Origin of the sequence: Micromonospora rifamycinica (assembly GCF_900090265.1) — a bacterium.
Taxonomy (GTDB): Bacteria; Actinomycetota; Actinomycetes; order Mycobacteriales; family Micromonosporaceae; genus Micromonospora; species Micromonospora rifamycinica.
Genome location: NZ_LT607752.1, coordinates 2,811,923 through 2,825,059 on the forward strand (window position 1 = coordinate 2,811,923; position 13,137 = coordinate 2,825,059).

Genomic DNA, 13,137 nt, shown 5'->3' on the forward strand with positions numbered 1-13,137 from the left:
GGAGACAGCACTGCGCGCCGGCACAATAGTGTCGGCGCGCTTTTTCGCGGTGGTGCTGTTCAGTTTTCTGCGGACCCGAAGATCAGGTGAGCGCCGGCTCGGCCAGCCGGAGGAGATCGTCGACCTCCGCCGCAGCCGCCGCGAGCCGATCGTTGTCGGCACGCAGGCGCGTGATCTCGAACTCCAGGGCCTGCACCCTGGAACGCAGTCGGGTGACCTCGTCGAGCAGACGCCGGTCGGGCGCTGCACCTACGTGGCCGTAGAGGGCCTTCGCCATGCTGACTCCTTGATATGCGCTGCCGGAAAAGCCGGCCAACGCGCGCCCATTTCGTGTTCGCGACTACTACCAGGCCACCGAAATCCGGGCGTGGCTGGGCGCGACTGGCGACACCTATATATTGAGCGACAACCCGCCGTTCGTCAAGTTCTCGCAGGCCGTAGATCATCTACACGCCTACCCTGACCACTGCGCCGGGGGCCGCAAGGCTCGGACACTCTCTGTCCGGACTTCTTGACTCTACGCCTTCACGGCCCGGTACGGTCACCCTGTGCGGCTGTCCCGCCTTAACTCTTCCTTAGCCGCATTGCTGCTGTCCTCGCCGCCGCCGTAGCGTCACCCCGGCCCGCAACCGACCCGTGGAGGCGACAGGCGTGTACGGCTGGACCGACCCGAACGACCCGGACGCCGCATACCGACGGCCGCAGCCGTCGGCGGACGACCCGGCCTGGCTGACCGACCGCCCCGAGCCCCGCTCGGCGTACCTCTTCGGTGACGACCCGGCACCCGACACCCCGGGACACCACACCCCGACGCACGGGGCACCGGGACACGGGGCACCGGGACACGACAGGCCGGCGCACCCCCACTCGGGCGGGCACACCGGGGGCGCACCGGACCGGTGGGCCGACCACGGCGGGCCGGCACACTCCGCGCCCTCCGCAGACGCCTGGGCCGACTCCGCACCCGGCCGTCAGCCGACGGAGCCGACCGCACAATGGCGGGACCAGCAGGTCGGCCAGGGGCCGGCCGGTCCGACCGACCAGTGGCGGGACGAACAGACCGGGCAGTGGCCGGGCGAGCAGGCCGAGCGGTGGCGGAGCGAGCAGACCGGACGGTGGCACGGAGAACAGAGCGGGCCGTGGCCGGCCGGACAGGCCGAGCCCTGGCGGGACGAACAGACCGGGCAGTGGCACGGAGAACAGGACGGCGGGCAGGCCGGGCGGTGGCACGGCGAACAGACCGGACAGTGGGCCGACGAACAGGCCGGGCGGTGGCACGGAGAACAGGACGGCGGGCAGGCCGGGCGATGGGTCGGCGAGCACGCCGGACCGGGGCAGGCTGAGTGGGCCGGCGAACAGGCCGGGCAGTGGCAGGGTGAGCCGGCCGGGCAGTGGGACGGAGAACCGGCCGGGCAGTGGGACGACGGGACGGTCGGGGTCGCCGGGCGGCCCGGTCCCTGGGGGAACGAGGCGGACGGGCGGTCGGCAGACCGGGCCGGGGCCGCGCCGTGGTCCGCCGATACCGAGCGGGACGCCGCGCCCACCCCGGCGGTCGTAGCGCTCGGTGGGCGTCCGTCGACGGCCGAACCCGCCCGGCCGCGCCGCCGGGTGAAGCGCCCGCTGCTCATCGGCGGGGCCGCCGCCGCGGCCACCCTGGCGGTGAGCCTCGGAGTCGGCGCGCTGATGCTGCCCGACGACGAGCCCACCGACCGCACCGCCCTCGACGGGCCGGTGGCCACCGCGCCGGTCATCCCGGACGCCGGCCCGGGCGACACCGCCCCGGCCTCCCCCTCCCCCAGCGCGTCGCCGAGCCCGTCCACCGCGTCGCCGAGCCCGTCGCCGAGCCGGACCGCCAAGCCGACCCCCGCCCCGAGCCGCACCGAGCCGGCTTCCCGGCGGACCACCCGGGGCGGTGACATTCCCACCGCCGCCCCCACCACCCGGGCCGCGGTCAGCGGTGGCGGCGGGGGCAGCCAGACCCAGCAGGTCGTCGACCTGGTCAACGCCGAGCGGGCCAAGGCCGGCTGCGCCGCCGTCACCGTCGACGAGAAGCTGACCCTCGCCGCCCAGCGGCACAGCCAGGACCAGGCCGACCACAAGACCATGACGCACACCGGCAGCGACGGCAGCGACGCCGGGCAGCGGCTGGACCGGGCCGGCTACTCCTGGCGCACCTACGGCGAGAACGTCGCCTGGAACCAGCCGACCCCGGCGGCGGTGATGGACGCCTGGATGAACAGCTCCGGCCACCGGGCCAACATCCTCAACTGCGCGTTCACCGAGATCGGCGTCGGCGTGGCCAACAGCAACGGGCCGTACTGGACGCAGGACTTCGCCGCCCCGCGCTGACCGGTGGCGACCGCGCCCCCCGGTGACGACGTGCCCGCGTCGTCACCGGGGGGCGTTCGTTTCACCGGGTGAGGGGTGCGGCGGGCACCGCACCGGACCCGGGAGCTGCCGATGCGCGTCCGGCTGCCAGCGTCCGCGACGCGCGGCGGGAGGTCCGCCGCGTCCGCCCGGCCCCGGGGCCGCCGGGCGCTACCGGCCGCCGTGGCGCTGGCCCTGCTGACCCCGGTGTACGCCTGCCGGCCCGACCTCGGGCCTCCCGGCGCACCGACCCCCTGGCCGCCCGCCGCCGCCCGGCAGTGGCGGTGGCAGTGGCAGCTCACCGGACCGCTCGACACCACCGTCGAGGCCGACGTGTTCCTCCTCGACCCGGTGAGGGTGAGCACCGCCGAGACCGGGGAGCTGCGTCGGCGGGACCGGCGGCTGATCTGTCACGTGCCGGTCGGAACGTACGCCGGGACCGACCCGGACGCCTCGCGCTACCCGGCGGCGGTCCGCGGTGCTGCGGCCGGACGGCCCGGGAGCCGCTGGGTGGACGTCCGGCGTTGGGAGCTGCTGCGTCCCGTGCTGGCCGACCGGTTCCGGCTCTGCCGGGGCAAGGGGTTCGGCGCGGTGGCCCTCGTCGACGCGGACGGGTACGCCCACCGGTCGGGCTTCCCGCTCGACTTCGACGACCAGTTGGCGTTCAACCGGCGGTCCGCCGGGCTGGCCCGGACCCTGGGCCTCTCCCCTGGCCTGGTCGGCGACGTCGCGCAGGTGGCCGCGCTGGCGCCGGACTTCGACTTCGCGGTCGACGAGGAGTGCGTCCGGCTGCGCCGCTGCGCCAGGCTGCTCCCGTTCGCCGACGCGGCCAAGCCGGTGTTCCAGGTCGAGTACGTCGGTGACCCGGCGCGGTTCTGCGTGACGACCGTCGGCTACGGCTTCGCCTCGATCCGCAAGAACCGCGCCCTGGACGCCTGGCGCGCACCCTGCCCCACCCCGCCGGGCACCGGCCCCGGCGGGGTGGGGCCGGTGCCCGGCGCACCCGGCTGACCCGGACCGCAGGTCGCGGTCCGGGTCACCCGTCGCCGCCGGCCACGGCGCTGCACCACCCGGGCGGGCGGCCACGGCGCTGCACCATCCGGGGCGGGCGGCCGGCGGCGGGTGGGCGCCGGTCAGTACGCCCCGACCAGCTCCGGCGTCGGCTCGGCCGGCGGGGTGGCGGGCCGGCCGCGCCCGCGCAGGAAGCGGGGCGCCCACCAGTTGGCCTCGCCGAGCAGGGTCATCACCGACGGCAGCACCACCGCCCGGATGATCGTGGCGTCCAGCAGGATCGCCGCGGCCAGCCCGATGCCGAGCTGCTTCATGTCGATCGTGCTGAGCGAGGCGAAGATCGCGAACACCCCGACCATCACGATCGCCGCGCTGGTCACCACCCCCGCCGAGGAGGTGATGCCGTACGCCACCGCGTCGGCGTTGGACCGGCCGGCGCGGACCGCCTCCCGGATCCGGCTGACCACGAAGACGTGGTAGTCCATGGAGAGCCCGAACAGCACCACGAAGAGGAACAGCGGCAGCCAGGAGACGATCGCCCCCATCGAGGTGAAGCCGAGCAGGTCCTGCGCCCAGCTGCCCTGGAAGACCAGCACCAGCAGGCCGTAGGCGGCCCCGGCGGAGAGCAGGTTGAGCAGGATCGAGGTGAGGGCCACCACGACCGACCGGAACGTCCAGGTCATCACCAGGAAGGTCAGCGCCAGCACGAAGGCCATCACCAGCGGCAGCTTCTCCCGGATGTGCCGGGCGTAGTCCTCGCTGGCGGCCACCCCGCCGCCGACGGCGTACTCGACGCCCGGGACGCCGCGCAGCGCGGCCGGCAGCAGGTCGTCGCGGAGTTCGTGCAGTGAGCGCACCGACCGGTCGTCCCGACTGGCGTACGGGGTGGCCACCTGCAGCACCGACACCCGGCGGTCCGCCGACACCTCGATCTTCGGGCCGTCCGCCTCGACCGGGGCGAACAGCGGGTCGGCGGCGGCGCTGCGGGCCAGCCCGGTCAGCGCGGCGTGCACCTGGTCGGCCTGGTCGGCCGGGGCCCGGACGGCGACCGTGTGGCTGGTGCCGGCGCTCGGGAAGGCGGCGGTCAACCGGTCGTACGCCTGCATCGCCGGGGTGGTCCGGGGCAGATCCTCCATGCCGGGGAACTTCAGCTTCATGCCGAGCGCCGGGGCGGCCAGGGCGAGCAGCAGCCCCACCGAGACGATCAGGGTGGCCCGGGGAGCGCGCAGCGCGGGCCGCAGCACCGCCGGCCAGAACCGGGGTCGGGCGGGCTGCCCGTGCCGGCCGGTGCGGGGCGCGGTGAGCCGCCACAGCAGCGGCACCCTCGGCCGGTCCACCCAGCGGCCCAGCTTGGCCAGCAGCGCCGGCAGCACGGTCAGCGAGCCGGTCACCGCGACGGCGACCACCAGGATCGAGCCGACGGCGAGGGAGGAGAAGACCACGTCGTCGGCGAGCAGCAGCCCGGCCATCGAGATGATCACCGCGAAGCCGGAGACGACCACGGCGTGCCCGGACGTCTCGGCGGCGATCTCCACCGCGTCCAGCCCGGACCGGCCCTTGGCCCGTTCCTCCCGTTCCCGCCGGACGTAGAACAGCGAGTAGTCCACCCCGACGGCCATCCCGATCAGCAGGATCACACTGGCCGTGGTGTCCGTGGCGGGCACCAGGTGGGAGGCGAGGGTGGACAGCCCCATCGCGGCGGCCACCGAGGAGAGCGCCAGCAGCACCGGCACCCCGGCGGCGATCAGCGCGCCGAAGGCGACGATCAGGATGGCCAGGGTGACCGGCAGGCTGAGCAGCTCGGCCCGCTTGAAGTCCCGGCCCAGGGTGTCGTCCAGCGCCTGGTTGATCGACGGGCCGCCGACCTGCTCGATCCGCAGCTGCGGGTGGGCGGCCTGGGCGGCGGCGGTGGCGTCACGCAACGGCTGCACCCGGTCGGCGGCGGTCTCCGGATCGCCGGCCATGGTGATCGGCACCAGCAGCGCGGCCCCGTCGCGCGACGGCACCGGCTCGCCCACCGACGCCACCCCGGTGACCTGCCGCAGCCGCTCGGTCGCGTCGGTCGCCGCCGCCTGCGCCGCGGCCCGGTCGAGGGTGCCGGTACGCGGGGTGATGAGGACGTTCTCCACCGCCGGGTCGGTGAACCTGCCCTCCGTGACGATCACGTCGGCCCGGCCGGACTCACCGATCGCCTGGTCGGCGCCGGTGGCCTCGTTGAGGCCGGCGGCGTTGCCGCCGACGAAGCACACCGCCACGAAGACCACCCAGAGTGCGATCGCGCGCCACGGGTGCTCGGCGCTCCACCGCGCCAACCGCACCGTCACCGGTCTGCCGCCCATCGTCGTCCCCCTCCCGTCGACACCCTGCCGACCGTGCTGACGCTAGGGACCACGGCGGTGGGGCACATCGGGGAACGTCCCCGGCCCACCCCCGACGGCGCGGGAACGGTCGGGGACGGGCCGCCCGGGGGACAGATCGGCGGGATCGGGGGAAAAACCGGCGGCGGTACGCCGTGGCCTCGGCGCGACACACCGGCGCAACCCCGAACCGGCTCGGGGTCACCCCCTGAGGACACCCCGGGGGCGGGGCTGACAGCGGGGGCAGCTGTACGACGACCGGTTCATGAACGCCTCCCGGCGGATCGGCGCACCGCAGCGCCGGCAGGGCTCGCCCTCCCGCCCGTAGACGTTCAGCGACCGGTCGAAGTAGCCGCTCTCCCCGTTGACGTCGACGTACAGGTCGTCGAAGCTGGTGCCGCCCTGCTTGATCGCCTCGCCGAGGACGTCCCGCACGTGCCCGAGCAGCCGACCGGCGGCGGGGGCGGTCAGCGCGTCGGTCGGGCGGGCGCCGTGCAGCCCGGCCCGCCACAGCGCCTCGTCGGCGTAGATGTTGCCCACCCCGGAGAGCAGGGTCTGGTCCAGCAGGGCACGCTTGACCTCGGTACGCCGGCGGCGCAGCGCGGCGACGAACCCGGTGTCGGAGAACTCCGGGTCCATCGGGTCGCGGGCGATGTGCGCGATCTCGGCGGGCAGCTCGGCACCACCCTCGCTGACCGCGAGCCCGCCGAAGGTGCGCTGGTCGACGAAGCGGAGCTGCGGCCCGTCGTCGGCGAACCGGAACCGGACCCGCAGGTGCAGCTCGTCGGCCGCCTCGGCCGGTTGGAGCAGCAGCTGCCCCGACATGCCCAGGTGGCCGACGAGCGCGTCACCGCTGTCCAGTGGCAGCCAGAGGTACTTGCCGCGCCGCCGCACGTCGGTCACCGTCCGGCCGGCCAGCACGTCGGCGAAGTGCGCCGCGCCGGGGACGTGCCGCCGGACGGCCCGGGGGTGGCGCACCTCCACCGCGGCGATCCGCCGGCCGGTGACCCATTGGGCCAGTCCCTGCCGGACCGTCTCGACCTCGGGCAGTTCAGGCACGACCCAGCCCCGCCTCGGCGGGCTGCTCGGCGGCGACGGCCGCGTCGGCGGCAGCCGGGTCGCCGACGGCCGGGTCGCCGACGGCAGCTGGGGCACCCGGGTCGGTCGCGGCAGCCGGGTCGGCCGGGTCGGGCTGTTCGGCGGCGGCCCGGTCCCGCTCGGCCTGTTCGGTGAGTTCCCGCCAGGCCGCCTCGGCCGCCCGCTGCTCGGCCTCCTTCTTGCTGCGCCCCTCGGACCCGCCGTAGCGGTTGCCGGCCACCACCACCCAGGCGGTGAAGGTCTTCAGGTGGTCCGGCCCGGTGCCCTCGATCCGGTACTCGGGCACGCCCAGGCCCAGCGCGGCGGTCAACTCCTGGAGGCTGGTCTTCCAGTCCAGCGCGGCGCCCCGGCCCGCCGACTCGGCCATCAACGGGTCGAACAGCCGGTGGATGACGATCGCCGCGGTGTCCAGCCCGTACTGAAGGTAGATCGCGCCGAGCAGCGCCTCCAGGGTGTCGGCGAGGATGCTCGCCTTGTCCCGCCCGCCGGTGCTCTCCTCCCCCTTGCCGAGCAGCAGGTAGGCGCCGAGACCGTCCGGGCCGAGGCCCCGGGCCACGTCGGCCAGGGCGCGCATGTTGACCACGCTGGCCCGGAGCTTCGCCAGTTGCCCCTCGGGCAGGTCCGGGTGGTTGCGGAACAGCGCCGTGGTGATCACCACGCCGAGCACCGAGTCGCCGAGGAACTCCAGCCGCTCATTGGTCGGCAGCCCGCCGTTCTCGTACGCGTACGACCGGTGGGTCAGCGCCCGCTCCAGCAGTTCGGCGTCGAGTGTCAGCCCGAACGCCGCCTCCAGGTGGCCGACGGGCGCGCGCCGCCGCTTGTCGTTGGTCATGTCCCTACCTCTGCTTCGTTCCCGACTCCGGGGCACGCGGACTCACCGGCCGCGCGCCGGGCAACCTGTTCGATCACGACCGCGGCACCGACCGCCGCACGGCCGCGGCTCATGGCCGCCGCTCCGGCTCGCGGTGCTCCGCCGCGGGATGGGCGGCGGACCGGGCCGGTGGGTCCACGGCGGGAAGGCCGGCGGAGCGGGCCGGCGGGTCCACGGCGTCCTGGTCGGTGTTGTCGCCGCCGGGTAGCAGCGGGATCTGTTCCCGGACCCGGTCGGTGGCCCGGCGACGCCAGAGGTGGGCGGCCAGGGCGATCCCGGAGGCGACGTCGTCCGGGGTCGCCGCGCCGTGGCAGACCACCACGGTGCCGGCCACCCCGAGCAGGGCCGCCGCCCGTGGTGCGCCACCGCTGGCGGGCGGCCCCCCGGCCATGGCGTACGCCCCCTCGATGGCCTTGAGCAGCACGTTGCCGGTGAAGCCGTCGGTGACCACCACGTCGGCCCGGACGCCGAGCGCCACGTCGTACCCCTCGACCAGGCCGACGTAGCGGGCCCCGCAGGGCAGCGGCGCGGCGGCGAGCAACGGATCGGCGGTCCGGCGCGGGCGGTCCCCCTTGCCGGCCTCGGTGCCCACCGACAGCAGGCCGACCCGGGGCGCGGCGACGGCGTGCGCGACGGCGGCGTAGGCCGCGCCGAGCACGGCGTGCCCGACCAGGGTGGCCGGCCGGGGTTCCAGCGAACCGCCGACGTCGAGCAGGACCACCGGGCCGGAGACGGCGGGCAGGGTGGCCACCAGGGCGGGGCGGCGCACGTCGGCCCAGCGGCCGAAGCCGAGGGCGGCGGCGGAGACGGTGGCGCCGGTGGAGCCGGCGGAGACGAGCGCGTCGGCGGCCCCGTCGCGGACGGCGGAGACCGCCGCGCGGACGGTGCTGTCGGCGCGCGGGGCGTGGTCGGCCGGACCGGCGGCGGTGCGGGTCGCCCGGACCGTGATCCTGGTCCGCTGGGCCGGGGTCAGGGCGTCGATCACCCCGGCCGCGGCCTCGACCGGGCCGACGAGCAGCAGGTGCAGGTCCGGGTCGGCACGCACGGCCCGCAGAGCGCCGTCAACCACGACGGCGGGAGCATCGTCCCCGCCGAGGAGGTCAACGGCGATCCGCGCGGTGCCCGGCTCCGCCGGGACGCCGGCCGGGGCGGGCCGGCCGGCGTGGGACGGAGCCGGGGCACCGGGCGATCGCCTGGGTGCGCGCACCACCCGACCCGTAGTCGGGGGCGTCACTCGGCGTCCAGGTCAGACCTCGAGAACCTGGCGGCCGTTGTACGTGCCGCAGACGGAGCACGCCGCGTGCGGCAGCTTGGGGGACTTGCACTGCGGGCAGGCCACGGTCGCGACCGCGGCCACCTTCCAGTTCGCCCGGCGGGACCGGGTGTTGCTGCGCGACATCTTGCGCTTCGGGACGGCCACGGTTCCTACTCCTCTGTACGGTTCAGTTGCGACAGGCTCGCCCAACGCGGGTCGATCTGCTGGTGGCTGTGATCGGCCGGCAGATCGTCCCAGTGCACCCCACACTCGGGGCACAGCCCTGGGCAGTCCTCCCGGCAGAGCGGGTTGGTCGGCAGCGTGAGCACCACCGCGTCCCGCAGCGCCGGCTCCAGGTCGATCAGATCGTCCTGCATCCGGCCCACCTCGTCCTCGTCGGTCGTGATGTCCGTGGTGCTGTTCTCGTACGCGTACAGCTCCTGGACGTTCACGGTCAACGAGTAGTCGATCGTACGCAGGCAACGGCCGCACTCACCCTGGACGGGACCGGTGACGGTCCCGGAGACGAGTACGCCCTCGGACACCGACTCCAACCTCAGATCGAGGTCGAGGTCCGCGCCCGCCGGCACGCCGATCAACTCCACGCCGAGGTCCACCGGTGCCGGCACGACCCGCCGAAGCGTACGCAACGCACCAGGGCGACGCGGCAGGTCCCTCGTGTCGAGGACCAGCGGCGCCCTGGGGTTGAGTGATGAAGGCGAGTGTTTGGGCATAGTCAGACTCCGGCCGGTGAGAGGCCGACAAAAAAGGTTACCTGGGCGACCACCGGGTCGTCGAACCGGGGGCGGCGCCCGACCCGTCCGTCGGTGGAATGAGGTGCCGCTCAGAAGGGTAACGGGCGTTCCGCCTCGTCCCCACCGAAGGTGCCGATCTCCCGCAGGGCGTGCATCTTGTCCCGCCCGCGCTCGATCGACGCCAGCGCCCGGGTGAGGAACTGCTCGAAGTTGGCCAGCGCGGTGTCGACGTAGTCGTCGACCTCCTCCCGCAGCCGCTGCGCCTCGGCACGGGCCTCGGCGATGATCCGCGCCCCCTCGTGCTCGGCGGAGACGGTGATCTCGTTCACCGACACCAGTCGGGCGTGTTCCGCCTCACCCTCGCTGATGATCCGGTCGGCCTCCCGCTTGCCGGCCTCCATGATCTTGTCCCGCTCCTCCAGCAGGGCGGCGGCGCGGCGCAGGTCGGCGGGGAGGTCGGCCCGCATCTCGTCGAGGGCGGCGATCATCTCTCCCCGGTCGACCATGCAGTTGTTGCGCGACATCGGGACGGAGCGCGCCTGCTCCACCATGGTGATCAGTTCGTCGATGCGGTCGAGCGGGTCCACCGGTACCTCACTCCTGTCGTTCGTCGGCCGACCTACATCATGCGGCCTGCGCCCGGCTTCGGCGCTGCACCACATGATGTCGTGCCCCGGCCACCACCGCCGTCACCACCCCGACCCGACGCGCCGCCGGACCCGACGGCACCCGGGCGGACGGTCAGGGGCGGGGGGCGTGGAGCCGGGCCGCGAGCGCCCGGCGGACCGTGTCGGGGACGTGCGAGGAGATGTCGCCACCCCACTTGGCCACGTCCTTGACCAGGCTGGACGAGAGGAACGAGTAGAGCGGGTTGGTCGGCATGAACAGGGTCTCCACGCCGGCCAGCCCGATGTTCATCTGGGCCATCTGCAGCTCGTAGTCGAAGTCACTGACCGCCCGCAGCCCCTTGATCAGCACACTCGCCTCCTGCGCCCGGCAGAAGTCGACCAGCAGGCCCCGGAAGGACTCGACCCGCACGTTGCCGTACGAGGAGGTCACCTCGCGGAGCATGTCGATCCGCTCCTCGACGGTGAACAGGCCGCTCTTGGACTGGTTCACCAGCACACCGACGATCACCTCGTCGAAGAGCCGGCTGGCCCGTCCGACGATGTCCAGGTGTCCGTTGGTGACCGGGTCGAAGGAGCCGGGGCACACCGCACGTCTCATGATCGGCGACCGTACCAAAGAGTGGTCTCGCCGTAACGCCGGCTGCGCCCGGCGGTGATGCCCCGCACCCAGTCGACCGGGCCGCTGCGGGTGGACCGTTCGACCACCACCAGCGCGTCGGGGGCCAGCCAGCCGTGCTCCACCAGCGCGGCCAGCAGGGCGGTGACCTCGGCGTCCGGCACCGCGTAGGGCGGATCGGCGAAGATCACGTCGTACGGCCCGCCGTCGGGGCCGGCCGCGAGCACGCCGGCCACCCTGCCGGTGACCAGCCGGGCCGTCGGGGCGGCCCGGAGCACGGCGACGTTCTCCCGGATCACCCGGGCGGCCCGGGGGTCGGATTCGACCAGCAGCACGTGCCCGGCCCCCCGGGACAGCGCCTCCAGCCCGACCGCGCCGGAGCCGGCGTACAGGTCGGCGAACCGGCTGCCCACCAGGTCCACCTCGGCGGCGACGGCGCTGAACAGCGCCTCCCGCACCCGGTCGGAGGTGGGTCGGGTGCCGGCCCCGGCGGGTGCGGCGATCCGCCGACCGCCGAGCGTGCCGGCCACGATCCGGGTCACCGTCTCCCCCTGTCCATGCCTGCGACGCTACGCGAAGCCCGGAACGGGCGTACGGCACGGTGGACACCCCGGCCGTGTCCGCCCGGTCACCGACCGTACATCAATGATCTCAAATGCATAACAACGTCTACGGGTCATCCTGTGCGCTGTGCCCGCCTCCACCGGCCCACTAAGGTCTGCCCGGTGCCGGTGCCGCTCCGCCGGCCGGGGCGCCGGAAGGCGCCGTCGCGGCGCTCCGCACGCGCACCGCGACCAGGCGACGCCACCCCCGCCGCGCCCCTGACGCATCCTCACCCCGGGAGTACGCGTGATCCGTCCCCAGCTGTCGCTCCGGCGACCGCTCGCCGTGACCGCCGCCGCCCTGGCCGGCCTGGCCACGGTCCTCGCCTGCACCGCTGCGGCGAACGCCGCTCCGGCCTCGCCGACGCCGACGGCCACCCCCACGGCAACCGCCACACCGAGCCCGACGGCCACCGTCGGGTCGGACGACCCGTCCTGCGTCGCCGCCGCCGACGCGCGCTACACGCACACCTTCGACGGCCCGGCGGGCAAGGCCTCGATCACCCTGACCAACGGCCCGCTCTGCCGCGGCCAGGAGCAGGAGCTGGCCCTGGTGTCGTACGTGACGCCGTCGGCGAAGTTCGCCGTCCCGCAGTACGTGCTCGACAAGTCGATCAAGAAGTTCACCGGGGTCGCCCCGGGCGAGCTGGGGGTGGCCACCCTCGACTTCGCCGTCGAGGTGCCGAACTGCTACACCCAGGTCGACTTCGTCTTCGGCAGCAAGCTGATCGACCCGCTGACCGACACCAGCGACCGGTACGGCGACCGCAAGGTCGGCAGCCCCACCGGCATCGGCGCCCGCTCCACCGGCCCGCGCGCCTGGTTCAACGGCGGCTCGGGCACCTGCTCGGCCGCGCCCGAGGTGATCGCCGAGTCCGACTGCGACGGCAACGTCGAGCTGACCCTGGTCAACCGCAGCGGCAACGCCGACGCGACGTTCACCATCACCGGCAGCGGCGGCTTCACCGACAAGGTGACCGTCCCGCTGCGCAAGATCGAGAAGCGGAAGCTCAGCGCCGGGGAGGCGCAGGAGATCACCGTGGCCGCCACCGGCATGAAGGACTTCACCGGCGGCTGGCAGAAGCCCGAGGACTGCCAGCAGCCCGAGGTCGGCACGCCGGACGCCAGCTACGAGTCCAGCTGCGACAAGATGGTCTTCCGGATCAGCAACCCGGAGGACGGCACCTCGCTGACCTCGGTCTTCACCCCCAACAAGGGTGAGCCCAAGAAGCTGACCGTCGAGCCCGGCCGGACCGGTACGGTCAGCTTCCCGGCCAGCAAGGGCCTCACCGTCACCGTCACCGGCGACCTCGACTCCGGCGGCCCGCTCACGTGGGAGCAGCCGAAGGACTGCCCGTCCACCGGTGGTGGTGGTGCCGGCGGCGGCGACCAGGACGGCGGCCTCCCGGTGACCGGCGCGGCGGCCGGCGCCATCGCGGCCGGCGCCGCCGCGCTCCTGACGGCCGGCGCGGTGCTCTTCGTCATCGCCCGACGCCGCCGGATCCGCTTCACCGTCTGACCCTCGGCAACACCGCACAGGGCGCGTCGACCGACCGGTCGGCGCGCCCTGTGCGTC

Annotated in this window: 13 protein-coding genes; 3 read left to right on the top strand and 10 right to left on the bottom strand. The window is 74.4% G+C overall.

Going from position 1 to position 13,137, the window contains the following annotated elements; genetic code table 11:
* Nucleotides 1-82 precede the first annotated feature (82 nt).
* Nucleotides 83-277 (bottom strand): hypothetical protein, encoded by a 195-nt coding sequence (locus GA0070623_RS11340; protein WP_067305353.1) that lies wholly within the window; start codon nucleotides 275-277, stop codon nucleotides 83-85.
* Between the two features lie 374 nt (nucleotides 278-651).
* On the opposite strand from GA0070623_RS11340, the gene GA0070623_RS30965 reads away from it, so the two are divergent.
* Together GA0070623_RS30965 and GA0070623_RS11350 are read left to right on the top strand one after the other, a co-directional pair.
* A complete protein-coding gene (locus GA0070623_RS30965; RefSeq protein WP_067305355.1) occupies nucleotides 652-2,349 on the top strand; it encodes a CAP domain-containing protein in 1,698 nt (565 codons plus the stop codon).
* Nucleotides 2,350-2,460: 111 nt separating this feature from the next.
* A complete protein-coding gene (locus tag GA0070623_RS11350) occupies nucleotides 2,461-3,378 on the top strand; it encodes an endo alpha-1,4 polygalactosaminidase (protein ID WP_067305441.1) in 918 nt (305 codons plus the stop codon).
* Between the two features lie 122 nt (nucleotides 3,379-3,500).
* On the opposite strand, the gene GA0070623_RS11355 is transcribed toward GA0070623_RS11350, so the two are convergent.
* The 9 genes from GA0070623_RS11355 to rsmD all read right to left on the bottom strand — a co-directional run bounded on the left by GA0070623_RS11355 (nucleotide 3,501) and on the right by rsmD (nucleotide 11,501).
* The gene (locus tag GA0070623_RS11355) at nucleotides 3,501-5,717 is read right to left on the bottom strand and encodes an MMPL family transporter (protein ID WP_067305358.1); all 2,217 of its coding nucleotides are present in this window, start codon (nucleotides 5,715-5,717) and stop codon (nucleotides 3,501-3,503) included.
* 219 nt (nucleotides 5,718-5,936) lie between these two features.
* Nucleotides 5,937-6,794 carry a bifunctional DNA-formamidopyrimidine glycosylase/DNA-(apurinic or apyrimidinic site) lyase gene (mutM, locus tag GA0070623_RS11360; RefSeq protein ID WP_067305444.1) on the bottom strand — a complete coding sequence of 286 codons (858 nt, stop codon included), beginning with the start codon at nucleotides 6,792-6,794 and terminating at the stop codon, nucleotides 5,937-5,939.
* Nucleotides 6,787-7,665, bottom strand: a complete 879-nt coding sequence (gene rnc, locus GA0070623_RS11365; protein WP_067305362.1) for a ribonuclease III — start codon at nucleotides 7,663-7,665, stop codon at nucleotides 6,787-6,789. The genes mutM and rnc overlap by 8 nt, the downstream gene beginning before the upstream one ends.
* 109 nt (nucleotides 7,666-7,774) lie before the next feature.
* Nucleotides 7,775-8,815 carry a phosphate acyltransferase PlsX gene (locus GA0070623_RS11370; protein WP_231932824.1) on the bottom strand — a complete coding sequence of 347 codons (1,041 nt, stop codon included), beginning with the start codon at nucleotides 8,813-8,815 and terminating at the stop codon, nucleotides 7,775-7,777.
* A gap of 135 nt (nucleotides 8,816-8,950) precedes the next feature.
* Nucleotides 8,951-9,124 carry a 50S ribosomal protein L32 gene (gene rpmF, locus GA0070623_RS11375; RefSeq protein ID WP_067305365.1) on the bottom strand — a complete coding sequence of 58 codons (174 nt, stop codon included), beginning with the start codon at nucleotides 9,122-9,124 and terminating at the stop codon, nucleotides 8,951-8,953.
* Between the two features lie 5 nt (nucleotides 9,125-9,129).
* On the bottom strand, nucleotides 9,130-9,693 hold the full coding sequence (locus tag GA0070623_RS11380; RefSeq protein ID WP_067305368.1) for a YceD family protein: 564 nt from the start codon (nucleotides 9,691-9,693) through the stop codon (nucleotides 9,130-9,132).
* A gap of 110 nt (nucleotides 9,694-9,803) precedes the next feature.
* Nucleotides 9,804-10,301, bottom strand: coding sequence for an SPFH domain-containing protein (locus tag GA0070623_RS11385; RefSeq protein ID WP_067305370.1), 498 nt, complete (start codon nucleotides 10,299-10,301; stop codon nucleotides 9,804-9,806).
* A gap of 154 nt (nucleotides 10,302-10,455) precedes the next feature.
* Entirely contained in the window at nucleotides 10,456-10,941 is a 486-nt protein-coding gene (coaD, locus tag GA0070623_RS11390) for a pantetheine-phosphate adenylyltransferase (protein WP_089004008.1), read from the bottom strand.
* Nucleotides 10,938-11,501 carry a 16S rRNA (guanine(966)-N(2))-methyltransferase RsmD gene (gene rsmD / locus GA0070623_RS11395; protein ID WP_067305376.1) on the bottom strand — a complete coding sequence of 188 codons (564 nt, stop codon included), beginning with the start codon at nucleotides 11,499-11,501 and terminating at the stop codon, nucleotides 10,938-10,940. Before rsmD ends, coaD begins: the two co-directional genes overlap by 4 nt.
* Before the next feature lie 307 nt (nucleotides 11,502-11,808).
* On the opposite strand from rsmD, the gene GA0070623_RS11400 reads away from it, so the two are divergent.
* A complete protein-coding gene (locus GA0070623_RS11400; protein ID WP_067305379.1) occupies nucleotides 11,809-13,080 on the top strand; it encodes a hypothetical protein in 1,272 nt (423 codons plus the stop codon).
* Nucleotides 13,081-13,137: the final 57 nt, after the last annotated feature.